This is a genomic window from Microvirga sp. GN3, assembly GCF_055792825.1.
This window is the reverse complement of the sequence record NZ_JBVVAK010000011.1, coordinates 61,442-84,564: the sequence shown is the minus strand read 5'-3', so window position 1 is coordinate 84,564 and position 23,123 is coordinate 61,442. Positions and strand designations below refer to the sequence as shown.

General features: G+C 62.3%; 27 protein-coding genes. 9 read left to right on the top strand and 18 right to left on the bottom strand.

Annotated elements, in window-relative coordinates:
• Positions 1-8 precede the first annotated feature (8 nt).
• From ACS5Q1_RS08170 to ACS5Q1_RS08160, 3 genes are read right to left on the bottom strand one after another with little or no spacing between them, the layout of a single operon-like run.
• The gene (locus tag ACS5Q1_RS08170) at positions 9-1,367 is read right to left on the bottom strand and encodes an ATP-binding protein (protein ID WP_203442924.1); all 1,359 of its coding nucleotides are present in this window, start codon (positions 1,365-1,367) and stop codon (positions 9-11) included.
• Positions 1,364-2,080, bottom strand: coding sequence for a response regulator (locus tag ACS5Q1_RS08165; RefSeq protein ID WP_473097682.1), 717 nt, complete (start codon positions 2,078-2,080; stop codon positions 1,364-1,366). The genes ACS5Q1_RS08170 and ACS5Q1_RS08165 overlap by 4 nt, the downstream gene beginning before the upstream one ends.
• A 33-nt stretch (positions 2,081-2,113) precedes the next feature.
• Positions 2,114-2,647, bottom strand: a complete 534-nt coding sequence (locus ACS5Q1_RS08160) for a MarR family winged helix-turn-helix transcriptional regulator (RefSeq protein WP_203442926.1) — start codon at positions 2,645-2,647, stop codon at positions 2,114-2,116.
• A 161-nt stretch (positions 2,648-2,808) separates the two neighbouring features.
• On the opposite strand from ACS5Q1_RS08160, the gene ACS5Q1_RS08155 reads away from it, so the two are divergent.
• Together ACS5Q1_RS08155 and ACS5Q1_RS08150 are read left to right on the top strand one after the other, a co-directional pair.
• On the top strand, positions 2,809-3,696 hold the full coding sequence (locus ACS5Q1_RS08155) for a branched-chain amino acid aminotransferase (protein ID WP_203442927.1): 888 nt from the start codon (positions 2,809-2,811) through the stop codon (positions 3,694-3,696).
• A gap of 614 nt (positions 3,697-4,310) precedes the next feature.
• Complete coding sequence (locus tag ACS5Q1_RS08150) at positions 4,311-5,360, top strand: Tim44 domain-containing protein (RefSeq protein WP_473097681.1); 1,050 nt, start codon at positions 4,311-4,313, stop codon at positions 5,358-5,360.
• An 86-nt stretch (positions 5,361-5,446) separates the two neighbouring features.
• On the opposite strand, the gene ACS5Q1_RS08145 is transcribed toward ACS5Q1_RS08150, so the two are convergent.
• Positions 5,447-6,028: a type 1 glutamine amidotransferase domain-containing protein gene (locus ACS5Q1_RS08145; protein ID WP_473097680.1), complete on the bottom strand. Its 582-nt coding sequence runs from the start codon at positions 6,026-6,028 to the stop codon at positions 5,447-5,449.
• Between the two features lie 135 nt (positions 6,029-6,163).
• Between ACS5Q1_RS08145 and ACS5Q1_RS08140 the strand changes: the two genes are divergently transcribed.
• On the top strand, positions 6,164-6,385 hold the full coding sequence (locus tag ACS5Q1_RS08140; RefSeq protein ID WP_203442930.1) for a hypothetical protein: 222 nt from the start codon (positions 6,164-6,166) through the stop codon (positions 6,383-6,385).
• A gap of 38 nt (positions 6,386-6,423) precedes the next feature.
• On the opposite strand, the gene ACS5Q1_RS08135 is transcribed toward ACS5Q1_RS08140, so the two are convergent.
• The 5 genes from ACS5Q1_RS08135 to ACS5Q1_RS08115 all read right to left on the bottom strand — a co-directional run bounded on the left by ACS5Q1_RS08135 (position 6,424) and on the right by ACS5Q1_RS08115 (position 11,134).
• On the bottom strand, positions 6,424-7,149 hold the full coding sequence (locus ACS5Q1_RS08135) for a metallophosphoesterase family protein (RefSeq protein ID WP_473097679.1): 726 nt from the start codon (positions 7,147-7,149) through the stop codon (positions 6,424-6,426).
• The gene (locus tag ACS5Q1_RS08130; protein ID WP_246776767.1) at positions 7,142-7,957 is read right to left on the bottom strand and encodes a nucleotidyltransferase family protein; all 816 of its coding nucleotides are present in this window, start codon (positions 7,955-7,957) and stop codon (positions 7,142-7,144) included. The genes ACS5Q1_RS08135 and ACS5Q1_RS08130 overlap by 8 nt, the downstream gene beginning before the upstream one ends.
• Positions 7,958-8,056: 99 nt before the next feature.
• Positions 8,057-9,637: a class I SAM-dependent methyltransferase gene (locus ACS5Q1_RS08125; protein WP_473097678.1), complete on the bottom strand. Its 1,581-nt coding sequence runs from the start codon at positions 9,635-9,637 to the stop codon at positions 8,057-8,059.
• A gap of 125 nt (positions 9,638-9,762) precedes the next feature.
• Positions 9,763-10,137, bottom strand: a complete 375-nt coding sequence (locus ACS5Q1_RS08120) for a hypothetical protein (RefSeq protein ID WP_473097677.1) — start codon at positions 10,135-10,137, stop codon at positions 9,763-9,765.
• A gap of 130 nt (positions 10,138-10,267) precedes the next feature.
• Positions 10,268-11,134: a BON domain-containing protein gene (locus ACS5Q1_RS08115; protein WP_473097676.1), complete on the bottom strand. Its 867-nt coding sequence runs from the start codon at positions 11,132-11,134 to the stop codon at positions 10,268-10,270.
• Positions 11,135-11,541: 407 nt separating this feature from the next.
• Between ACS5Q1_RS08115 and ACS5Q1_RS08110 the strand changes: the two genes are divergently transcribed.
• Both ACS5Q1_RS08110 and infA read left to right on the top strand, forming a co-directional pair.
• Positions 11,542-11,751: a cold-shock protein gene (locus ACS5Q1_RS08110; RefSeq protein WP_009494616.1), complete on the top strand. Its 210-nt coding sequence runs from the start codon at positions 11,542-11,544 to the stop codon at positions 11,749-11,751.
• Between the two features lie 90 nt (positions 11,752-11,841).
• Positions 11,842-12,123, top strand: coding sequence for a translation initiation factor IF-1 (infA, locus tag ACS5Q1_RS08105; RefSeq protein ID WP_009494617.1), 282 nt, complete (start codon positions 11,842-11,844; stop codon positions 12,121-12,123).
• 65 nt (positions 12,124-12,188) lie between these two features.
• Here infA and ACS5Q1_RS08100 read toward each other — a convergent pair whose 3' ends face one another.
• Together ACS5Q1_RS08100 and ACS5Q1_RS08095 are read right to left on the bottom strand one after the other, a co-directional pair.
• Positions 12,189-12,737, bottom strand: coding sequence for a sigma-70 family RNA polymerase sigma factor (locus ACS5Q1_RS08100; protein ID WP_203442935.1), 549 nt, complete (start codon positions 12,735-12,737; stop codon positions 12,189-12,191).
• On the bottom strand, positions 12,734-12,961 hold the full coding sequence (locus tag ACS5Q1_RS08095; RefSeq protein ID WP_473097675.1) for a NepR family anti-sigma factor: 228 nt from the start codon (positions 12,959-12,961) through the stop codon (positions 12,734-12,736). The genes ACS5Q1_RS08100 and ACS5Q1_RS08095 overlap by 4 nt, the downstream gene beginning before the upstream one ends.
• A gap of 340 nt (positions 12,962-13,301) precedes the next feature.
• On the opposite strand from ACS5Q1_RS08095, the gene ACS5Q1_RS08090 reads away from it, so the two are divergent.
• Together ACS5Q1_RS08090 and ACS5Q1_RS08085 are read left to right on the top strand one after the other, a co-directional pair.
• The gene (locus ACS5Q1_RS08090) at positions 13,302-13,460 is read left to right on the top strand and encodes a DUF3309 family protein (protein ID WP_203442936.1); all 159 of its coding nucleotides are present in this window, start codon (positions 13,302-13,304) and stop codon (positions 13,458-13,460) included.
• Between the two features lie 206 nt (positions 13,461-13,666).
• Positions 13,667-14,230: a group I truncated hemoglobin gene (locus ACS5Q1_RS08085; RefSeq protein WP_473097674.1), complete on the top strand. Its 564-nt coding sequence runs from the start codon at positions 13,667-13,669 to the stop codon at positions 14,228-14,230.
• Here ACS5Q1_RS08085 and ACS5Q1_RS08080 read toward each other — a convergent pair.
• Entirely contained in the window at positions 14,217-14,375 is a 159-nt protein-coding gene (locus ACS5Q1_RS08080) for a hypothetical protein (protein ID WP_473097673.1), read from the bottom strand. The two genes, ACS5Q1_RS08085 and ACS5Q1_RS08080, sit on opposite strands and share 14 nt — an antisense overlap.
• 248 nt (positions 14,376-14,623) lie before the next feature.
• Here ACS5Q1_RS08080 and ACS5Q1_RS08075 point away from each other — a divergent pair, with 248 nt between their 5' ends.
• Complete coding sequence (locus tag ACS5Q1_RS08075; RefSeq protein ID WP_473097672.1) at positions 14,624-14,806, top strand: hypothetical protein; 183 nt, start codon at positions 14,624-14,626, stop codon at positions 14,804-14,806.
• Between the two features lie 44 nt (positions 14,807-14,850).
• Here the strand turns inward: ACS5Q1_RS08075 and ACS5Q1_RS08070 are convergent, their stop codons facing one another.
• The 4 genes from ACS5Q1_RS08070 to ACS5Q1_RS08055 all read right to left on the bottom strand — a co-directional run bounded on the left by ACS5Q1_RS08070 (position 14,851) and on the right by ACS5Q1_RS08055 (position 17,721).
• A complete protein-coding gene (locus ACS5Q1_RS08070; protein ID WP_473097671.1) occupies positions 14,851-15,120 on the bottom strand; it encodes a hypothetical protein in 270 nt (89 codons plus the stop codon).
• Positions 15,121-15,301: 181 nt separating this feature from the next.
• Positions 15,302-16,564, bottom strand: a complete 1,263-nt coding sequence (locus ACS5Q1_RS08065; protein ID WP_473097670.1) for a tryptophan 2,3-dioxygenase family protein — start codon at positions 16,562-16,564, stop codon at positions 15,302-15,304.
• A gap of 246 nt (positions 16,565-16,810) precedes the next feature.
• On the bottom strand, positions 16,811-17,344 hold the full coding sequence (locus ACS5Q1_RS08060) for an SRPBCC family protein (RefSeq protein WP_473097669.1): 534 nt from the start codon (positions 17,342-17,344) through the stop codon (positions 16,811-16,813).
• Positions 17,341-17,721 carry an ArsR/SmtB family transcription factor gene (locus tag ACS5Q1_RS08055; RefSeq protein WP_473097668.1) on the bottom strand — a complete coding sequence of 127 codons (381 nt, stop codon included), beginning with the start codon at positions 17,719-17,721 and terminating at the stop codon, positions 17,341-17,343. The genes ACS5Q1_RS08060 and ACS5Q1_RS08055 overlap by 4 nt, the downstream gene beginning before the upstream one ends.
• Positions 17,722-17,879: 158 nt before the next feature.
• Between ACS5Q1_RS08055 and ACS5Q1_RS08050 the strand changes: the two genes are divergently transcribed.
• Positions 17,880-18,692, top strand: a complete 813-nt coding sequence (locus ACS5Q1_RS08050) for a nickel-binding protein (protein ID WP_473097667.1) — start codon at positions 17,880-17,882, stop codon at positions 18,690-18,692.
• A 345-nt stretch (positions 18,693-19,037) separates the two neighbouring features.
• On the opposite strand, the gene uvrB is transcribed toward ACS5Q1_RS08050, so the two are convergent.
• Both uvrB and ACS5Q1_RS08040 read right to left on the bottom strand, forming a co-directional pair.
• Positions 19,038-21,743, bottom strand: coding sequence for an excinuclease ABC subunit UvrB (uvrB, locus tag ACS5Q1_RS08045; RefSeq protein WP_473097666.1), 2,706 nt, complete (start codon positions 21,741-21,743; stop codon positions 19,038-19,040).
• A 163-nt stretch (positions 21,744-21,906) separates the two neighbouring features.
• The gene (locus tag ACS5Q1_RS08040) at positions 21,907-22,962 is read right to left on the bottom strand and encodes a DUF808 domain-containing protein (protein ID WP_473097665.1); all 1,056 of its coding nucleotides are present in this window, start codon (positions 22,960-22,962) and stop codon (positions 21,907-21,909) included.
• Positions 22,963-23,123 lie beyond the last annotated feature (161 nt).

Here is a 23,123-nt window from a genome sequence, read left to right as displayed (position 1 = left end):
CAGAGATTTCAGGCGGGCAGCCGCACCGTTGCACGCAGGCCCCCGAGCGGGCTCTCGCTCAGCACGATGTCGCCGCCGTGGGAGCGGGCGACATCGCGGGCGATGGCAAGGCCGAGGCCCGATCCACCTTCATCCTGATTGCGCGCTTCGTCCAGGCGCACGAAGGGTTTGAAGACTTCCTCGCGCATGTCGGCCGGGATACCCGGCCCGTCGTCGTCCACATGCAGCACGAGCCAGCGCGTTTCGTGATTGGCGGTGATCTCAATCCGGTCGCCGTGCCGCGCCGCGTTGGACACGAGATTGAACAGGAGGCGGCGGAAGGCGTCTGGACGCACCGTGATCATCGGATCGCCGATAATGTCGAGTTCCGTCACGTGGCCCTGGCGCTCCGCATCGGATTGGACCTCTTCGAGGAGCTGCCTCAGATCCGTGGCGACCGCCTGCTCGCCCGCATCGCCGCGCGCGAAGGCGAGATAGCCTTCAAGCATGCGGCTCATCTCGTCCACGTCACGCTTGAGATCCTCAACCTCCGGCGTCTGGCCGAGGAAGACGAGCGAGAGTTTGAAGCGTGTAAGAATGGTGCGCAGGTCGTGGCTCACGCCGTTCAGCATGGTCGTACGCTGTTCGATGTTGCGCTCGATGCGCCGCTTCATCTCCATGAAGGCGTGGCCGGCTTGGCGCACTTCCCGCGCGCCGCGCGGGCGGAACTCGATCTCGCGGCCCTTGCCCAATGCCTCGGCCGCTTCCGCGAGCCGCAGGATCGGCTTGATCTGGTTGCGCAGGAACAGGATGGCGATGCCGAGCAGCACGAAGGACGAGCCAGCCATCCACACGAGGAAGATATGCGAGTTCGACGCATAGGCTTGGCTGCGCCGCGCCAGAACACGCATGACGTCGTTCTGATCCAGCTTGATGCGCACTTCCACATAGCTCGAACGCCCGACCGTATCGATCCAGTACGGACGGTCGATCTGGCGCCGAAGCTCGTCGGTCAGGGTCTCGTCGAGAATGTCGAAGAAGGGTTTGGGCCCGGGCGGCGGCAGATCGGTATCGCGCAGAATGTCCACGTCGAGCTGCAGGCGTTCCGATGCAATGCGTGAGAGCGTGCTCGCATCCTTATCCTGCGGATAGTTTTCATAGATGTCGATAAGCGCCGCGATATCGGCCGTCACCGCCGAGGACAGACGGCGCGTGACGAGCTGATAGTGCCGTTCCATGAACACATAGGCGACGACGGATTGCAGCAGGATGACGGGCGCGATGATGATGATGAGCGCGCGGGCATAAAGCCCTTTTGGCAGAAAGCGGCCGAACCAGCGCGCGGCCTGGTCAAGGGGAGAATAGCGTAAGGTCGCTCCGATCTTCATCGATCGATCACGAGACGATAGCCGATGCCGCGCACGGTCTGCAGGAAGATCGGGTTGGCAGGATCGATCTCGATCTTGCGGCGCAGCCGGTTGATCTGAACGTCCACCGTGCGCTCGTTGGCGGCAATGCCATTGCCGGCGAGCGCCTCGCGCGGAACATTGTCGCCCGCATGGCTGCCGAGGATTGTCAGGATCTCGCGCTCGCGCTCGGTGATGCGCACTACCTCATTCCCGCGACGCAATTCGCCGCGGTCGAAGCGATACGAGAAGGGGCCGAAATGGATGACCTCCGGCACGTCGACGTTCGTCGCGCCTGGTAGGGGCAGCGTGCGCTTGAGGATGTTGCCGAGGCGCAGTAACAGCTCGCGCGGCTCGAAGGGCTTGGGGAGATAATCGTCCGCGCCGATTTCCAGGCCCGTCACCCGGTCGGAGGCTTCGGAGCGGGCCGTGAGCATCAGGATCGGCACCTGCGAATGCTCGCGCAGGCTGCGGGCATAATCGAACCCGGTCTCTCCCGGCATCATCACATCGAGCACGAGGGCATCGAAGACGAAGTTTCCTGCTTTCGCCCTTGCTTCGGCAGCGCTGGCAGCTGCCGTGACCCGATATCCGTTCTCGGTCAGAAAGCGGGTCAGAAGGTCGCGCAGGCGGCGGTCGTCGTCCACCACGAGGACGTGCGGGGCATGGTCGGGAATGTCGATGCGTGCATCCATCAGGCTTCAAGCTGCTTTGTCGGGCCTTGCTTATCAGGTTTTCTTAAGGCCGAATACGAGCTGCTTCACGTGGGCGCTGTCGTCCGGATCGATGAGACGCAGAAGGTAGCGGCTGACCGTCTCCTTCGCCTCCGGCTCCATCTCGGACAAGGCCCGCATGATGCGGCGGGTCTGCAGCTTGGCGAGCTTCAAGGCCAAATCGTGGCCTTTGGCAGTGGCAAAGAGAAGCCGCTGGCGCCGGTCGGAGGTCCCCATCCGGCTCTCGACGAAATCCTTCTCGATGAGTTCCTTGAGAACCCGGTTGAGGCTCTGCTTGGTGATCCTCAGGATATCGAGGAGCTCCGCGATCGTCAGGCCCGGCTGGCGGCTGACGAAGTGCAGCACCCGGTGATGGGCCCGCCCGAAGCCGTATTCGTCCAGGATTCTGTCGGGATCGCTGACGAAGTCGCGATAGGCGAAGAAGAACAATTCGATCAGGTCATAGGCCGGCTGTTCGGCCAAGATATCCTTGCCTGTATCCTTGCCGGATTGTTGAGACTTCAAAGCCGGAATTGCGTCTGGCACCATCCTGTTCCCAATTTTTATGTCAGCCTTGTTGACATATCTCAGGACGATTGTTACTCGTCAAGCCGCTTCCGCGAAATGAATGAAATTGAAATCGGCTGGAAGCAAACCGGAAATTACACGACCCCGGTCGCCACAGAGGTCGGCATTCAAGGAGAAAAACGATGTCCGCGACCCCCTTCGATCAACGTGATGGATGGATCTGGTACGACGGGCAGATCGTACCCTGGAAGGATGCCCAGCTCCATGTCTTGTCCCACGGGCTCCATTACGGCTCTTCCGTGTTCGAAGGCGAGCGCGCCTATGGCGGCGAGATCTTCAAGTCGACCGAGCACTCCGAGCGCCTCAAGAAATCGGCCCAGATCCTCGATTTCGAGATCCCCTATACGGTGGCCGAGATCGACGCGGCCAAGCGCCTCGTGCTGGAGAAGAACGGGCAGAAGGACGCCTATCTGCGTCCGGTCGCCTGGCGCGGCTCGGAGATGATGGGCGTTGCGGCTCAGACCAACAGGATCCACCTCGCCATCGCCTCATGGGAATGGCCGAGCTATTTCGATCCGGCTCAGAAGATGAAGGGAATCCGCATCGACATGGCGGAGTACCGCCGTCCCGATCCGGCCACAGCCCCGTCGGCCGCGAAGGCGGCGGGTCTTTACATGATCTGCACCATCTCTAAGCACAAGGCGGAGCGGAAGGGCTATGCCGACGCGCTGATGCTCGACTGGCAGGGTCGCGTGGCCGAGTGCACCGGCGCCAACGTGTTCTTCATCCGCGACGGCGTCGTCCACACGCCGATTGCCGATTGCTTCCTCGACGGCATCACCCGCCGCACGGTGATCGACCTCGCCAAGCGCCGCGGCTTCGAGGTAGCGGAGCGCCGGATCATGCCGGAGGAGCTTTCATCCTTCAACGAGTGCTTCATCACCGGAACGGCCGCGGAGGTGACGCCTGTGTCGGAGATCGGCCCCTATACCTACCAGCCCGGCAACATGACCAAGGTGCTGATGGAGGATTATTCGGCCGAGGTGCAGCCCAAGAGCAAGGCGGCATAAGGTTTTTAATTACGTTTCCACATGGTGCCCGGCCTCGTGCCGGGCATTTCTTTTTCAGTCCTCATGTGGGCAAAAGATGTGGATGGCCGTGACGTTGGGGAAACATTCGAGTTGGGATTTTTGACGCCTGGTGTGGGGCATTTGCCGTGCCCGTTACTGAGCCGGCTAGACCATTGCCATCCACTGGACGGAGCTAAGTGAACAAAGCAAGAATTGGGCTTTGAAGCGACATTTGAGGGAAATCTGTGGATAACGGGGATGGTTCGGCAGAGTTAATCCGCCTTTCCCTGAGGAACCAAGGGCCTGCAAGGGTGTTCTCGTCGCAGAACAAATATAGAACAATAAGAGTCTTGTGTGTTCTTGCAAGATAAAGTGACAATTCGTTATATCATTAACTAAACGGCTTCCGTAGAGGCAATTAACAAAGGTTAATTCTGGTCTTTCCAGCAATCGGGCCAAGGACCTGGATGAACGGATCTCTGCAAACGAAATGATTGGTCCCAGGATTGCAGCGCCGATCCAAAATCGAACGGCCCAGCCCTTCCGTAAGCCTCAAGGCATCACCACATGAGGCGCAGGAGCGTCGTGCTCCAAAGGGATGGAAAACGAAGACGATGATGAAATTTGCTTCTCGCCGCAGCCGGGTGATGGTTGCCCTGGCGGCTGCCTTGGTCCTTGCCGGTAGCGCGGCCGAGGCTCGCGTCGGGCGGGGAAGCGGCGGCTTCGGATCGCGCGGCGCGCGCACCTATACCGCTCCGCCGGCAACCCGGACGGCGCCGGAAGCCGCAGCCCCGATCCAGCGTTCGCAAATTCCGAACCAGGGTCCCAACATGACCCGTCCGGGCACACTGGCCCCGAACGTGGCGCAGCCGCGCCGCTTCGGCTTCGGCACGGGCCTGATGGCCGGCCTTTTCGGTGCAGGCTTGCTCGGCATGCTGTTCGGTCAGGGCTTCTTCGGTGGCCTCGGCGGCTTGGCCTCGATGCTCGGCCTGCTGCTTCAGATCGGCCTCGTGGTCCTGCTGGTCTCGTTCGCGATGAAGTGGTTCCGCAGCAGGCGTCAGCAGCCGGCCTATGCCGGTGCGGGTCAGGGCTATGCCCGCTCCATGGGCGGCAGCGTGCCGCCGACTGGCGGACGTCCCATGAACAGCGGCCTTGGCGGCGGTCTGGGCTCCGGCTTGGGCGGCGGTCTCAGTGGGGCCCTGGGTGGCGCTCTTGGAGGCCGGTCACAGCAGGCTCCTCGTCGTCCAGGCGTGCGCGATGAGGTCGGTATCGGCGAGAGCGATTACGCGGCTTTCGAGCGCGGTCTCGTCGAGATGCAGGACGCCTATTCGCGTGAGGATGTCGCCAAGCTCTGGACGCTCGCCACGCCCGAGATGGCCGGCTACTTCCAGGAAGAGCTCAACGACAACGCTTCCCGCGGCGTCGTGAACAAGCTCTCCGACGTGCGTCTCAACCAGGGCGACCTGTCGGAAGCCTGGCGCGAGGGCACCACGGACTACGCGACCGTCGCCATGCGCTTTGGCATCACCGATGTCATGACAGACAGGGCCACGGGCCGTGTCGTGGAAGGCGATCCGAACAAGCTCGACGAGGCGACGGAGCTCTGGACCTTCCGCCGCGATCAGGGCGGCCCCTGGAAGGTCTCGGCGATCCAGCAGGCTTAAATCTCAGTTTCACAAAGGTGAAAGCGGAAAGCGGCCGGTTTGCACCGGCCGCTTTTTCATGTCCAAAGAGTGATAGTGATACGCGATTATTCTGCCGCCATGCGGCGACCCGCATGGAAACCTTCTTGAACTTCCTCGATGATCTTGCTCACGAAGGCATCAAGGTCGCCGGGATTGCGGCTGGTAATAAGACCCTGATCCGTCACTACCGTCTCGTCACGCCATTGGCCGCCGGCATTGATCATGTCAGTTTTGATCGCGTGGTAGGACGTGCACTTCTTGCCCTTGATCACACCGGCTTCGATGAGAAGCCAGGGCGCATGGCAAATGGCGGCAACGGTTTTGCCTGAGGAATAGAAAGCGCGGATGATTTCGATGGCTTTCGGTTCAGTGCGCAGCTTGTCGGGATTGATCTGTCCACCGGGCAGAACGAGCGCGTCGTAGTCGGTTGGATTCACGTCCTCGATGTCCTTGTCGACGGACACGGTCTTGCCCCAGTCCGTCTTGTCCCAGCCATAGATCTTGCTGGACTTCATGCGCGATTTCGGAGCCGCGACTTCGACTGTTGCGCCGGCATCCAACAATTTTTCCTGCGGCACCATCAGCTCGGATTGCTCGAAGCCGTCGGTCGCCATGATGAGGATCTTGGCCTGCTTGATGTCAGGCATGACATTCTCCATTCCGTGGTGGGGGCTGTTCGTGAACGGATGGGGTGGGGAGGGGTTCCGATTACGGCGCCCATCGGAACCCTGATGGCATGGTTCTGTTGACCCAGTCACGGATTTCCAAGAGAGGGCAAAACGATGGTCAATCCAGGAACGCCGACGAACGAGCCGACGCCGGGCGGCAATATCCCAAGTGAGGTGCCGCCTGGAACAATTCCGGATGAAGAGCCGGATATCGGCCCGACGGGACCTCGCACGCCCTATCCCGTCAACGATCCAGGGATCTCCGACCCGAAAGGGCCCGGCTCGGAGCCAGATTACCTGCCGGGCAACCCCACCGATCCCGGCACGCGATATTGAAGTGATGCACATCATGGGCCGGCAGCGCGCATTCCGGCTCATATCTCGATGATGGCGTAGGGTTTGCCCGTCGGCTTCTCGATATGCTTGGCGACATTGTAGACCGGCTGTCCGCCGGGCGTGCGGCCCTCGAAACGGCCGCGATGCGCATGGCCGTGCACGATGGCGTTCACCTTGAACCGATCGATGGTTTCAGCCAGCCGCGACGAGCCCAGGAAGGGATAGATTTCCAGCGGCTCGCTCTCGATCGTCTCTGTGATCGGCGCGTAATGGAGAATGACCATGGAGCGCTTGGCGCGAACCTGCCGCATGGCGTTCTCGAGCCGCAGTGTCTCATTCATGGTCTCGCCGACGAACTGTTTGATCGCCGGTTCACCGAAGGAGCCGAGCATGCGGCGTCCGAAGCCGCCGGCAAAGCCTTTCACGCCGACGAAGCCGACACCGTCGATCTCGACCGATTGTCCGTCAAGGACTCGCATGCCGGCATCGCGGAGAATATGAGTCACCTCTTCATGAGCGCCGCATTCGTAATCGTGGTTGCCGAGAACGCCGACAATCGGAATCGGGCAGGATTTGATGTCCTGCGCCAGGAGTTCGGCTTCCTTGGGTCTCCCGAGATCCGTCAGATCTCCAGCCAGAACCAGAACATCGGCCTCTTTGGAGATTTCTCCGAACAGATCGCGATAGGAACCCCAGTTGTCCTCGCGAACATGAAGATCGCCCATGGCGGCGACCTTCATCAGTTGCTGTGGTTCATCACTCATTCCGCCATTCACCTTCGCCGCCGACATCGGCGAAGCCCCATTGCTTGACATCGATTTCGTAATCGATGCGGGAGAACATCCGCCCGCGGCAGACCTTCATCTGCGGCGGCGGAAGATCGAGCTGTTTTGAGAGCCTGTCGAGAAGTTCGTCCATCACCCAGCGTGGAATCTTGTCGCGCTCGGACGGATAGATCCAGCGGAAGTTGAGCAGGTGCATGAGCATCACCTCCCAGTGCACTTCCATGTAGGCCAGCAACGCATGCCAGTCGATTTGGTCATGCGCCTTCAGGATCGTGTGTGCCACGTCCGCGCCGTCATAACGATGGCGCAGCTGAATGAAGCATTTCGACCAGACGAGCTCGGTTGGTCCGACGATGCGCACGGGAGAGCCGAAGACCTCGATCTGACGTGCGCGCTCGAACCATTGGTCGCCGATGGGCATGGTGCCGTTCGACGAGGCGAAGATCACGTCGAAGAAGTACTGGCCCTTGAAAACCTTGCCTAGCCAGCGATCGTCCTCGATCTCGACGGAGTAGCCGATGCTTTTGAAATGCGACAGGACCCGGGTGTAGTCACCGGCCTTGCAGAAGATGTCGAGATCCTTGGTCGGCCGCGTGATGCCCGTATAGGCGGACAGCGCATAGGTGCCTGCCAGCAGAAAGGGCAGCCCGAGATGGTTCAGCTCCCGGAGCGCCTCGGCATAGAACGCTTCGGATTCCGGATATTTGAGGGTCGGTTCCGCCTTCGCGTCCATGACGGGGACACCCGGGTGGGCACCGGAAACGAGCTCTGGATCGTGAACTGCCATGGCCTTGTCCAAGCGCGGCCGAGAATGCCCCGCGTTCGACAACAGAATGGCCGTAATGAAGTTCCTTGCCGGCCGAGCTTAATGCCGGAAAGAGGCGATTCAGGCTCGGATCCGCCTCAGCTCGGCAGCCTTGCCGGCGACTGGTGTTCCAAGGCCGAGATTGGCCCAGATGCCGAGCAGGTCCTGCTCGACCTCGGCGACGCGTTTTTGCAGTTCTAGGGTGTGGTCTTCCCCCTTCAACGGCTTGCCGTCCTTGAGCAAGCGTTGCCCGGCTTCCGCCAGGGCCTCGTCGACGAAACGGACAATGTCCGCTTCCTTCTCGTACAGGGCAAGCCATATCAACTGAGCCATGCGGTCGGTCGCGATGCCTCCGCCTGTGACCGGAGAGGCGAAATAGCCGTATTTGCGCTCGATACGCGCCTCGGCCGCGACGGCTCTGTTGAAGTGATCTGTCTGGAGTTTCCTTTCTGAAAAACCTCGATCCGGCAGGCAGGAATGACATTTGCCCAGAGCCGCCAGGAACGTGATGGCCTGAACCACGCGGTCGAAGCCGATCCCACCAAGGGCCGGCTCGTTCAGGATTTCACGCAAAGTCTTGGGGCCTTGGTCCAGTGCGCCGATCAGCGGATCGTAGATGGCACTTTGCAGTTTCACTGTATGGTGCATGCCTCGCACCTCGCGAGGGATCTTCGCGCCCGTGACGGACAGGGCAAAGCGCGTGTCGAGCCACTTGTCGCGAATTTGATGAGCTGCAAGCCGAACCGACCCCTTGATGAAAATGTCTCGCCGGAACTGCTGGTCTACCATGTGATCGCGCGTCATCTGGCGCAGGGCGACGTTATCAACGCCAGCGAGAAACTCGCGCTGGTCCTTCGTGAGATGAAGTTCATCGAGATTCTCAACCGCGTTCGCCGGGCCGACCCAAGTGAGTTTTGCTTCACTGAGCTCCTGGGCGAGGTCCATGAAGTAGAACGGATTGGATTCCGTGTTGAAATATTCGTGGGCGATGTAGTTCGGATTTTGGCTTCTGAGCCTTTCCAGTCGCTTCGCCAATTTGGGGTTGTTAGCCAGGAAGCGCATGTCCAGCTTGTTGAATGTGTCGGCGAAATCCAGGAAGGTCGAGGCACGCGATCGGGGCGAAAGCTGTGAGCCTTTGGCAACCGTATGTTCCACGAGGAGGCGCCGGAGCGGCATCATGGAGGCCCAGCCTGGCATGCAATTGTAGGAGATGTAGACTATGCCGCCGGGCTTCAGCTTCCTGCGGATGAATTCGACGATCGTTCGCCGGTTCTCGGGCGAGATCCAGCTATAGATCCCGTGAAGGGTGATGAAGTCGAAATCGGGCAGGTCGCTGCGGGTCAGGAACTCGGCGAAGCTGTCGTCGTAGAAATGAACGTTTCCGAGCCGCGCCGATTGCGAGAGCGTCCGGGCACCGGCGATGTGAGCGGGATTGAAGTCGGTGGCGTGAAACTGGATGTGCGGATTGGCGGAGGCGAGCAGATTGGTGGAAAAGCCCTGGCCGCAGCCGAGCTCGCAATATGCGAGGGAAGAGGAGGCGAGATCGGGCGATTGAACACCCTGCAGCAGGGCCAGGAAGCCGAGCAGGCTCGGCGTCAGCTCCTGATAGAAGCCGTAAGTGTACTCGACGTCGACAACGTAGCCCGATGACCAATCCGCCATGACAATGCCCTAACTGCCCATAGACGCGCTCAGGCGTCAGGTGGGTATAATTATGTTATTACATTGTCAGGTAGCGATGTTCTGATCAATCCCCCTATGCTTGCGACGAAAGAGCTTAGTTAAGCTCAGTGATCACCGTGGGAGACCCTGACATCCCGTGGACTGTTCAGGATCTCGAGCAGACTCTGGGCGATGTGTCGGGCCTCATCGTCTTTCAGGCGCAGCAAGAAGGGCGGCATCATGCCGGCCTGGAGGGCCACCACGGCCATGCCGTGCTCGTCCATGCCGATATCGATGGTCTGGGAGGTCACGTCGACCATTTCCTCCGGCATGTCGTCACTTTCCTCGGCGCTCTCGCCGATGGCAGTGAGCAGCTGGCTCACGGCCCGTACCAGAGAACGGGCGGCATGGGGGTCCATGACCACGGCGGTCGATTGCTCGCCCTTCTGGAATGCCAGCTGGATGTTGTCGCCTTCGAGCGTGACGGAAATACCTGCCATGAGTGTCCTCGTCTTTCCCGTTCCCCATATGGGGATGGCTTACGTCAAGGGAAAGGCAAAGGCCTTGGTACGACAGATGCGCCTCGCCCCCAAGGGAAGAAGCGCATCCTGGTAAACCGAGTATGGGCCGTCAGATCCCGCTGCCCGAGGCCCCCCTGATCCGGCGTGTCGATGCGACCGTGCCAGTGCCGGTGGTCTCTGGCATGCCGACGCTGCCAGCGCCCGCCGCGCCTGCACCGGACATCATGGTGCCGGCAATGCCGGCATCCGCGGGTTGCTGAATGCGCAGATTGTTCTGCACATGGGTGACGCCGGAGACGGAATCGGCGAGGTCTTCCGCATGGCGCTTCTCGAAGCGGCTGCTCACGGTGCCGGTGAGGGTGATCTCGCGGCCCGCCACCGTGACCTCGATCTCGGAGGCGTCGATATGCGGATCTTCCGTGAGGCGGTCGTTCACGTCCTCCAGGATGCGGGCATCGGAGCGCTGATAGCCCTTCGGTCCGCGGCCGCGATGCCGGCCGGCTTCACGCATATCCTGCTCGCGGCGGCGTTCCGCGTCCTCGTCTCCGAACCAGGATCGGACCTCGTCGCCGGCCCGCTCGAGGAAACCGCGCTCCTCGTTGTAGTCGCGCGAGCCGCGGCCGAAGCTGTCCGATCCGTGGCGGTCGCGCCCATAGCGATCCCAGCCGTAGCGGTCCTGGTCGCGCCGGGTGCCGAAGAAGGGCCTCTCGTAACCGCCCTCGTCGCCGACCACATCGTACCAGTCGAGGGCCGATCCACCGGTGCCGTAGCCGGCCGAATCCCCGTAATCGCGCTCGCGGACATCCCGCTCCAGGCGCGAGCCGTCATCCTCGCCCGAGCGGTATCCGCGGTCGTAACCGGCGTTTCGGTCGTATCCCGCGCTGCGATTGCCGAAGCCGCGGCGGGCGATGTAGCCGTCGTCCTCGCGGTCGCGCCAGTCGAAATCCTGATTGCCGTAGCGGCGTTCATTGGCCATGGGAGCGCTCCTCATTTGTCGTGGATTGGGGCCACCCGAGAGTGGCGTCGCGCAACCAACGTGAAGGCGCGGGCGAGTGTTCCTGAGCGTAGGCGAGCGGGGCCTCGTCAAGGCCGGGCGTGACGAAATTCAATTCACCCCGGCCGGGGAGGCGGCCCTTCAGGTCATCCGGGCTGTCCGAAATCCATGAATTTTCAACGCATTTCCCGTTGTTTTCCGAAAGGGCTTTGCCTTGTAATTGCCCCATCTGTGCCTTAGGTACGGTCCATCGACATTTGGCCGGACGACTGGGCTTCCCGCTTTGGCACTGCCGGGCGCACGTTCCTTCTCTCTACCATCTATCGACTAACGGGTGGCTGGCCCTTGGGCCCTCATCCACGTGCAATCGACAGTGAAAAGGATTTCCCATGGAACAGGGAACCGTGAAGTGGTACAATGAAACCAAGGGTTATGGTTTCATCCAGCCCGACAACGGCGGCAAGGATGTGTTCGTTCATGCGACCGCTCTCGAGCGCGCCGGCATGCGCGGCTTGCGCGAAGGCCAGAAGATCTCTTACGAGCTTCAGACCGACCAGCGCACCGGCCGCCAGTCTGCAGTGAACCTGCAGAACGCGTAAGGTTTGATGCCGGAGGACGTGCTCGCACGTCCTCTTGCATATAGCCGTTCCGGTTCAGGGGCGGCTTTTTTGTTATGAGGAAGGCTTTGCATGGCAAAGGAAGAACTGATCACCTTTGAAGGACTTGTGACCGAAATTCTGCCGGACGCGCGCTACCGCGTGCAGCTCGACAACGGCCACGAGGTCATCGCTTACACGGCCGGCAAGATGAAGAAGAACCGCATCAAGACGCTCGCCGGCGACCGCGTGACCGTCGAGATGTCGCCCTATGATCTGGAGAAGGGCCGGCTGATCTTCCGTCACAAGGATTCGGGTGCCTCTTCCGGTCCGCGTCCGCCGCAGCGCGGCAACCAGCAGTTCCGGCGCCGCTAAGACGATCGGCGCACCTGATCTGGACGCGCCGATTGTTTTTCTAAGATTGAGACGGCAGCTGGCCGTCAGGCGACCGCGTGCATCACCGAGAGGGTGACGCGGTCCGGGCCGAGATCCTCTTCCATGTCGGTGAAGTGCATCAGCTCGGCCAGCCGGTTGCGGGCGCGGTTGACGCGGCTCTTGATGGTGCCGACCGCGCAGCCGCAGATCTCCGCCGCCTGCTCGTAGGAGAAGCCCGAGGCGCCCACCAGCAATAGCGCCTCGCGCTGGTCGTGGGGCAGGAGGGCGAGCGCGCGCTGCAGATCCTCGAAATCGAGATGGGGCATCTGGTCCGGCTGCACCGAGAGGGCGGCCGCGTATTTGCCGTCCGCATCCTCCACCTCGCGGCGGCGCTTGCGGTATTCGGAATGGAACAGGTTGCGCAGGATGGTGAAGAGCCAGGCCTGCATGTTCGTGCCGGGCTGGAAGCGGTCGATATTGGCGATCGCCCGCATCAGCGTCTCCTGCACGAGGTCGTCGGCGCGGTCCACGTTGTTCGTGAGCGAAATGGCGAAGGCGCGCAGGTTCGGCGTCGCCTTGAGCATGGAGTCGCGCAAGTCGGTATCGATACTCATGATTGCTGCTTTTCTCCCTTCACGCCGTCGAGTCGATTGATGATCTCGATGAAGCGGTCCGGCACCGGCTGCTCGCCCAGCGCCAGCGCGTCGTAGAACTGGCGCAGCCGCTGGCCGATCTGGGCCTGGACCGAGCGACTCAGGACAGGGGACGAGGATTTGTGGAGGCCGGGAACGGGTTCTGGATCGTCGTGGGGCATAAGGTTCGGAATCTTTTTCTGCATTGGGGTGTCCTGGTCCATCGAAGGGAGCGACCTCCCGCAGGGGGTCGCACTGATGGCGGCACCCAATCGCCGAGGAGGTAACGTCAAGCCAAGGTGATCGTTCCGCCCCCGGACCTACCCCTTCGTCACTCATCCACAGGCAAAAGAGCCGGGAACTTTTTCCCTTACGGCCAAGTTTTCCTGGCACATCGTGCGGAAAAGTGGATCCGGTTTTCCGCACTTAAACGATGTGCCGATTTAGATTGAGCATCGGATTAACCCCAAAAGTGGAACCCACTTTTGGGTCCGATGCTCTAGACGAACGCCGCCCCGCGGCGGCAAATGTGGAGGGAGTATTTCCATGGCACTCAGCACCATCCTGCTCATTCTCATCATCCTGCTGCTCATCGGCGCCGTGCCGGCCTGGCCCTATAGCCGCGGCTGGGGCTACGGCCCGAGCGGCCTTCTCGGCGTGATCCTGCTCATCCTCATCATCCTGCTGCTGATGGGGCGGCTCTAACGCTCCAACAGCGTGAGACAGCGAGGGCGGCCTTGGGCCGCCCTTTTTGGTTTCAGAAACCGTTGCGGATAGGGGAGTTGTTGAACCAGGGCTAGTGTGCCGGACAGCATCAGAAAAAGTCACGACAGGCCGGAATAAGGATGCCGCCTCAGGCGTCCCAGCTACTGTCAGCAGGTCAGAGGTTCCCATGACCGAGGAGCCGGCACATGAAACAGCTTTTTTCGACACACCTAACAAGACGAAGCGCAATCTTGGGGATCGCGGTGACCGCCGCACCCGTGGCGTTGACAGGGGCGGACAACGCTTACGCCCAAGCCAGTCAAACCGAGCCCGAGAAGAAGCCTGAGAAAAGTCTGTACGAGCGGCTGGGCGGCGTCTTCGCCATTGCCGCGGTGGTGGATCACTTCAGCGACGCCCTCGTGAAGAACCCCGTCGTCGGCCAGAAGTCCAAGAACCCGCGGCTGCGGGAATGGCACACCAAGAACCTGGAAAGGCTGCCCGGCCTCAAATTCATGCGGACCCTGTGGGTCTGCCAGGTGTCCGGTGGACCCTTCGAGTTCACAGCCACCAAGCCCGGTGCGACGCCGCTTGGCCTGGAGGAGGCGCACCGGGACCTGCGGATCTCGCCTGCGGAATTCGATGCGGTGGCCGCGGAGCTCGGACGGACCCTGGATTTCTTCAAGGTCCCGAAGCAGGAGAAGACTGAAGTCCTGGCAGCCTTCGCGGCTCATAAGGACGAGGTCACGACGGGCTACGTCAAGCGCGGCTGAAGCTGTGTTTCCCGGTCTTGACGAGGCCGATGATCGTCAAGGCCGGCGAGCTCAGCCCGAGAGCCTTCGCCACCATCTCGAAGCTGATGGTGGCGAGCAGCACCTCGCTGGCGAAGCCAAGCGCGAGCGACATAAGCAGCGTCATCAGCTGGCGCCGGAGGCAATCAGCCTCCCAGCGGCGAGGCGAGCGCCGCCACGACCACGATGTCCAGAACCATGAATGCCGACATGAAACTCGACGCCCGACCGCGCCGCAGACTCTCAGCATACCGGGTATGAGTTCGCCTCATCGATGGGCTGATCAACGAGGAGCAAGCAGGCCCGGAGAAAGGAGCCCGAGGGCTGTAACCTATCTGAATGCCCATCCGGGCGGGCTGGCCTAAGCTGCGGCCCATGAGCAAGTTGGAGTCGGACCGACATAGGACGCATGTTCGCCACCGCTCGACGCAGCTGGCGCTCAAGCTGACCCGGCGGCGGATCGAGGAGACCGAGCGCGTGCTGGATGAATCCCGCAAGCTGCTTGAGCAGCCGGTCTATCCGGAGGATCCTCGAACTGTCCCCAAGCGTGATCAGTGAAGCCCTGCGCGCGAAATAATCGCCCGTGTCATGTCCGGAACCCTTTATGAAGCCAGCGGGTCTTGCGGCTCCGGCCCTTCCTGGCGGGCGATCTCGGTCAGGATGATCTGCCGGTGTCTGTGAAACTCCTCCAGGGTCCGTTCGTAGTTCTGAAGCAGTTTCATGGCCTCCGTGACGTCGTGCCCATGGTTGGCCAGGCGCTCGATCAGGGCAACCTGCTCGCCCACGCGCCTCTCGCCCTCGGCGATGTCGATATCCGCCTTGGCGAGCTCCTCGCGTTTTTTCCAGGCATGCGGCATGGCGCTGTCGATCATGCGCCTGATTGCGGGCGGGCGCCACGAATTTCGCGGAGGACACTCTGTGGGAATGGTGAAGTCGAAGCGCTTCCTCTATGTCGGCCTGACCTAGACCGCGCGATACTCCGGCACAAAGTGACGTCAGCCTGAGGGCTTCTAACATGGTCAAAGCAGGCATCCCTAAAGGCCAGGGAACTTGTTACTTTGAGTCTTGATGGACGAGCCGCTGATCATGCGCCCCCGATGCAGTCTCCTGCTCTGAAGGGGCCGAGAACAGTGGGATCTTCATACCTTGCGTCAAGTATGGCACGCCGGCCGTGTAGCCCGTACCACGCCGCATACCAAGCATGCGCATCGCAAGATTATGGTGCGTCTTGCGCCACTCCATGATTGCGGCTTCGAACGCGCTCATCGCCTCGAGAAGATCGGTGAGTTTGTCGGAGGACAGGGACGCATCAGCGATCGCCTCCTCCAGTGTCGGCGCGCCAGCGAGCACACGCTCGCGCACCTCGGGCACGGCGTCATAGCCTGGCCCGGCCAAACGCTCCGGATCGGGCCGCCGGCACAGACTCTCAAGGGTCTTGTAGCTGCGTGACTGGATCGCGCTCGCGCCATCGGTGTACTCGCGGAAGGTCATGAATGCCTCCGGCTGCATCGTTGCCACGAGAGAGAACAGCGGCGAGGCCTCCCGCATCGCCCGCTCGGCCGCGCGCACCGCGCTCATTGTGCCGCCAGCATCGCCTGCCTTGACTCTCACGATCGCCGCACGCAGCTGGACGGCGATGAGCGAGAAAGTCGTCTCGTAGCACTGAAGCACGCGAACGAACAGGTTCTCGTCGTGCATCGTGTAGACAGTCAGAAGCGTCACGGCGAGCATGCGGCGCTCCTCCGCAGTCTGCTCGGCCTCGACACGGGCGCACAGTGCGCGTGCTGTCTCGATTGGATCATCGGCCTCGCTGGCGGCATCGATGCCCAGGCGCATCATCGCCGTGCGCAAAGCTCGCAGGCCCAGAATGCAGCGCTTCATTGTGATCCGTCTCTCTGGGCGCAGGAGCGGAAGCAACTCGGTCGCTCCGTCGTGGGCCGCGATCTCGAAGCGCAGTAGGTCGGCGACCAGCAGCATAATGAGCCGGTCACGCTGCCACTCGGCATGGGAGGCATCGAACTCGAGCGAGTCCCGCTCCGTCACAGTCGGCAGCGGCAGGTCGTGAACCGCCAAATAGCTTGGGTTGTCGAAGCGCCCGTCGTACTTGTCGAGCGCGGTGTCCAGGAAGCGGCGCAGCGCGTCTGCGCCCTCAGGCAGTGCCGCACGTATCTTGGCAAGGGCTGTGAGTAACTCGCCGGCGACGAAGTGTTTGCCGACCCGGCGGAATTCGGCAATGACCGCCTCGAATGGGAACGCATCGGCGACTGGGTCGGCAAGCCAATGCTGCAGGTCGACCATAAGTGTAGGGTTCGGCATCGCGCGCCTTCGCCTGTGGATTAATCCTGGGCGTACGGTGCGGCATCGCTCGCCTTGCGTCTGTGAACGCCATCACAGTCCGAGTGGTTATCGCGCATCGGCGGCCTGACCGAGCTTCAAACGCGCAAAATCCAACATGCCCTTCATGAGGCGACACGATGGGGTGCACACCACATGCACGTGAGTATCCGATGTCAGTCGAAGCCCTACCCGGCCGAACCGGGTAGAGCCTTTTCGTAAAAACCGTCAGCTCGGAATCCGCTGATCGTACTCGCTCTTCAACCGACCCCAGCTATCCCAGAACGGCTCCGGCTCCTCGCCGGCCACGCGGGCGGCCAGGATGTCGAGGTGGGCGTGCCAGCCGGCGCTGACATTGAGCAGGGTCGAGCGGTCGGGCACACGGCGGTGGATGAGGGTGAGCAGCACTTCGGAGCCCTTCCGTTCCAGCTCGAAGGAGACGCCACCGGTCGAGCCCCAGGTGATGGCGAGCTTGTGGGGCGGATCGAGCTCGGTGATCCGGGACTCCATTTTATGCTCCTCGCCGAAGCCGGGCGGGCGCTGTCCGGGCGGGTTTGTAAGCTCGTCGTTGCGCCAGACGAATTCGACCGGTGCTCCAAGCTTCATCTCCATCTCGCCCGCCGCGAGCCACTGGCGGCGCAGGTCACTGTCCGTCAGATAGGCCCAGATGCGCTCGATGGGGCCGGGCAGAAGGCGCTGGATCGTCAGCGTGGCAGGATCGGTCAGCACGCCATAGGCATTCCGGGTCGCGAGGTCTGTCATTCGTCGTCTCCTTTAGTGGGTGGGGACTTCTTGGGCGGGGACTTTTTGGCGTCCTCCTCGCGGAGGAGCCGTTCCAGCACGTCCAGACGCTCGGTCCAGAAGCGTTCGTAGATGCCGAGCCACTGGTGGGCGGTAGCCAACGGTCCAGGGTCGAGGCGGCAGACATGGGTGCGGCCGCGGATGTCGCGCCGGAGGAGGCCCGCATGTTCCAGCACCTTGATGTGCTTCGAGGCGGCCGCGAGCGAGATCGCGAAGGGTTCAGCCAGCTGGCTCACCGTGCGCTCACCCTCCGCAAGGTCGCGGAGCATCCGCCGCCGGGTGGAATCGCCGAGGGCGTGAAAGACGGTGTCGAGCCGGGATGTTTGTAATTCAACCATGTGGTTGAATATAGACGCGTCGGGTTGGATAGTCAACCGATTGGTTGAATAAAAGCGTCGGCTATCCCGGTGTGCGGTCCGGCACTTGCTACGCGCAAGAGACATCGCTGCTTCAAGCGAAACCATGTAAATTGCTCACGGGGGCTGGGAGAGCCACGATGCCTATCTTCCTGGACCGGCATGACCTGAAAGGCCTGACTGCTGCCGATATCGCCGAGGCCCACCGCAAGGACCTGGAGGTGCAGGAGGGTTACGGGGTGCGGTTCCTGACCTACTGGTTCGACGACACCCGCGGCACCGCGTTCTGCCTCATCGATGCGCCCGATATCGAGACCGCCATGCGGGTCCATGACGAAGCCCATGGGGAGGTTGCCCGCGACGTGATCGAGGTCGATCTCTCCGCCGTCGAAGCCTTTCTCGGCCGCATCTCCGATCCCGCTCCGACAGGGGCGGCCGCCAGAGGAGCGATCGATCCGGCCCTGCGCACCATCATGTTCACCGATATCGTCGATTCCACCGCCATGACCGAGCGCCTCGGCGATGTGCGCGCCGTCGAGATGGTGCGCGCGCACGATGCCATGGTCCGCCGCGCCCTGCACGACAAGGACGGGCGCGAGGTCAAGCATACCGGCGACGGCATCATGGCCTCCTTCGACGATGTCACCGACGCCGTCGATGCCGCCCGCGCGATCCAGCGGGCCTTCGAGGCCTTCAATCTTGCAAGCCGCGAAAAGCTGCGCGTGCGCATCGGCCTCGATGCCGGCGAACCGGTGGCCGACCACAACGACCTGTTCGGTGCAACCGTGCAGATGGCAGCCCGCCTGTGCCAGAGCGCCGAGCCCGACACCATCGTGGTGTCGGAGATCGTCACCAGTCTCGTCGCTCCCCGCTTCTCCTTCGTGGATCTCGGGAGCCGAAACGTGAAGGGTTTCACGCATCCGATCGAGGCGTTCGCGGTGAACTGGCGGTAAGGGCGGGAACACGTGTCATCCCCGGCGAGCGAAGCGAGGGAAGGGGATCCATTGAGACGAGTAAAATACTGTCATTCCGGGGCCGCGCAGCGGAGCCCGGAATCCATAAACACGACGTCTCAAGAAAGGGTGAGTAGCGTTAAGCCTCTTTTCCGCAATGTCAGCGGATATGGATTCCGGGCTCTCGCTGACGCTCGCCCCGGAATGACAGTGGCTAGGCTCGAGCGCCAGATCTTGCACACGATCCCCGACTTCCGCTCATGCTCCGTCCGAGATGGCGCCCAAACAAAATGCCCAGCACGCGGCCGGACATGTCATCTGTTCAACAATGGAGCCGAGAGTGGCTTATCGCCCCTTGCGGCCCCTGTACTTTGGCTTCTGCCCGGCGAATCCTTGCGTCGAGCGTGCGGCCGGGCGTTCGCGGTAGTTCAGCGGGACCTCGCGGTCCGTGCCGGGACCCATCTCGTCGAGGCCGGGCTTGCGGATGCGCGTGCCCTCGTCCGAGCGGCCCTTGCCCGTCGGGCCGTAAGACGCGGAATCCTCATCGCCTTCGCTTGCGCCGTCGCCTGAAGGCGGCAGGCCCTTCGGGGGCAGGTTGGCGTTGCGTCCGTATTTGCGCGAGCCGCCATAGCGCCCGGCGTCGCGTTCCACATCGGCTTGCCGCGCCATCGGGTCGTCGCTGATCGCAAGCTCGGTGGCCTGCAGGCGCTTGAGCTCGTCGCGCAAGCGCGCAGCCTCCTCGAATTCGAGGTTCGCGGCGGCTTCGCGCATGCGCTTTTCCATATCGGCGATGACGGCCTTGAGGTTGTGGCCGACCGTCCTGTCGGCGAGGCCCGTGTCGACCGATACGTGATCGCGCTCGTAGACGCTTTCCAGAATGTCGGCGATGTTCTTCTTCACCGATTGCGGCGTGATGCCGTGCTCGGCGTTGTAGGCAAGCTGCTTCTCGCGGCGGCGGTTGGTCTCCGCGATGGCGCGTTCCATCGAGCCGGTGATCTTATCGGCGTAGAGGATCGCCTTGCCTTCCACGTTACGCGCCGCGCGGCCGATGGTCTGAACCAGCGAGGTCTCGGATCGCAGAAAGCCTTCCTTGTCCGCATCGAGAATGGCGACGAGCGCGCATTCGGGAATGTCGAGACCCTCGCGCAGCAGGTTGATGCCGATGAGCACGTCGAAGGCGCCGAGACGCAGGTCGCGGATGATCTCGATGCGCTCCAGCGTGTCGATGTCCGAGTGCATGTAGCGCACGCGGATGCCGTTCTCGTGCATGTACTCGGTCAGGTCTTCCGCCATGCGCTTGGTGAGCGTGGTCACGAGCGTGCGGTAGCCGTTCGCAGCAAGCTCCTTCACCTCGTGCACGAGATCGTCCACCTGTGACCGTGCGGGACGGATCTCCACGATGGGATCGACGAGACCTGTCGGACGGATGACCTGTTCCACGAACACGCCGCCGGTCTGCTCCATCTCCCATTTCTGCGGTGTCGCCGACACGTGGATCGATAGCGGACGCATGGCGTCCCATTCCTCGAAACGCAGCGGGCGATTGTCGAGGCAGGAGGGCAGTCGGAAGCCGTATTCGGCGAGCGTCGCCTTGCGGCGGAAGTCGCCGCGATACATGCCGCCGATCTGCGGCACGGTCACGTGGCTCTCGTCGGTGAAGACGAGCGCGTTGTCGGGCAGGTATTCGAACAGGGTCGGCGGCGGTTCGCCGGGCTTGCGGCCGGTGAGATAGCGCGAATAGTTCTCGATGCCGTTGCACACGCCGGTCGCTTCGATCATCTCTAGGTCGAACTGCGTGCGCTGCTCGAGCCGCTGCGCTTCGAGCAGACGGCCCATGCGGGCAAGTTCCTGCAGGCGGTGCTGCAGCTCGTCCTGAATGCCCTTCACGGCCTGCTGCAGGGTCGGGCGCGGCGTCACGTAGTGCGAGTTCGCATAGACCTTCACGAATTGCAGATCGTTGGTCTTCTTGCCGGTGAGCGGATCGAACTCGACAATGCTCTCAATCTCGTCGCCGAAGATGCCGATGCGCCAGGCACGATCCTCCAAGTGGGCCGGAAACAGTTCGATCACATCGCCGCGCACGCGAAAGGTGCCGCGGGCGAAATCGCTCTGGATGCGCTTGTACTGCAGGGCCACGAGATCCGCGATGAGCTGGCGCTGCTCGATGCGCTCGCCCACCTTCACGGAGAAGGTCATGGCCGTATAGGTCTCGACCGAGCCGATACCGTAGATGCACGACACCGAGGCGACGATGATCACGTCGTCGCGCTCGAGCAGCGCACGCGTCGCCGAGTGGCGCATGCGGTCGATCTGCTCGTTGATGGAGCTTTCCTTCTCGATGAAGGTGTCCGAGCGCGGCACATAGGCCTCGGGCTGGTAGTAGTCGTAGTACGAGACGAAATACTCGACCGCATTGTCCGGAAAGAACGACTTGAACTCGCCGTAGAGCTGCGCGGCCAGCGTCTTGTTCGGTGCGAGGATGAGGGCAGGGCGCTGCGTCTCCTCGATCACCTTGGCCATGGTGAAGGTCTTGCCCGATCCGGTGACGCCGAGCAGCACCTGATCGCGCTCGCTACGGCGCACCCCGTCCACCAGCTCGCGGATCGCGGTGGGCTGATCGCCCGAGGGCGTGAACTCGGACTTGATCTTGAACGGAATGCCGCCTTCCGACTTCTCGGGGCGGGACGGGCGGTGCGGCACCCAGAGCACGCCGTTCTTGAAGCGCGGATCGCCCTCGGTCAGAAGCTTGGTGAGCGCATCGACCGTGGCCGAGACGCCGGAGCCGGGGGACATGTCGCCCAGCTCGTCGGCCACGTCCGGCCCATCGTCGGGACCTTTCAGGCCAAGCTTCTTGGCGAGCGCCGGGTCGACATCGGTGATGTCGCCATGGATGAAGGTTTCCTGCGCCCGCTCGGCAAAACCCTCGGCCGCCTCCCGTTCCCGGTTCACCGCCGGGTTGAGAAGTTCTGCCAGATGAGGGGCCAGGGGCTTCAGATCAGGTTTGGACGCCTTCCCGGTGGAAAGCTTGGGCTTCTTGGGTGATTTGGCCATAGAACGAATATGGTACGAACAGCCGGGGAATGGAAGAGTGCTAGAGCATCGGACCCAAAAGTGGACTTGCACTTTTGGGATCCATTCCGATGCTCAATCCCTTAAATGGCGCATCGTTGAGTGCGGAAAACCGGATCCACTTTTCCGCACGATGCGCTAGTGGTTATACCGTATGCTTCTCCGCCTCGCGTTTCCCCCGTCGCAAGGCCTTCACGAGCGGCACTGCGACGAAGTGGATGAGGGGGATCAGGAGGGCACCGAGAAGGAGCCCGAAGAGGCCGGCGGCGGCGGCCGAGACCAGCCATTCGACAACCCCGCCGAGGCTCGGGACCGCGTGACCCGCCGCTGCGGCGGCATCGTGGATGACGTGGCCGAGATCGGCGAAGCCGTAGCCTTCGAGTCCGTGGATGATGATGCCGCCGCCGACCCAGATCATCGCGGCCGTGCCCACGATGGCGAGGAGCTTGAGCAGAACCGGCATGCCCTTCACCAATCCGCGCCCGAACACTCTGGTCACGGGAGCCAGGAGACGATCCGTATGCAGCGGAGCACTCGTGCTCCGGCGCCGCAGCAGGCTCGACATCGGCCTGTCGCTGCGGGCGAGCGCGACCCCGGCATCGTCCGCCTTCACGATCAGAGCGACGCCGCCATAGACCAGAGCGGTGATGCCGATGCCGACGACGGCCAGCACGGCGGCCTGCATCCAGGTGGATACGGCCGGCACGCTGGCCAAGGTAATGGCCATGATCTCGGCCGAGAGAATGAAGTCGGTCTTGATCGCGCCGCTCACCTTCTCGTCCTCGACGTTCTGTGCCGTCTGGGTCGCTGCGCCGACCGCCCGTTCGTGCTCGTGGGCGCCATGCGGAAACAGCGCCTCGAACACCTTCTCCGAGCCCTCGTAGCAGAGATAGGCGCCGCCGATCATGAGCAGCGGCGTGATCGCCCAGGGCGCGAACAGGCTGAGGAGCAGTGCCGCCGGCAGCAGATAGATGAGCTTGTTCTTGAGCGAGCCCCAGGCGATCTTGCCGACGATCGGCAACTCGCGAGAAGCGGAAAAGCCGGTCACATAGCGTGGCGTCACGGCGGCATCGTCGATCACCACGCCGGCCGCCTTGGCACCGGCCTTGGCGGCCTGGGCGGTCACATCGTCGAGGGACGCCGCAGCGACCTTGGCGAGGCTCGCGATATCGTCCAGCAAGGCGATCAGGCCGATACTCATGGAGGCTCCTGTCGAAAATCGTCTCAGTGCGAGGTTTGGCTCAAGCGGTAAGAGCTATCTTTTGGCTTCGGTCTCGACAACGCCCGAGCGGTAATTTCGGTGCAAAACGGCCCCGCTCGATGCGGCCCGCCATCTGTCATCGGCTCGTCATGAGACGGGCG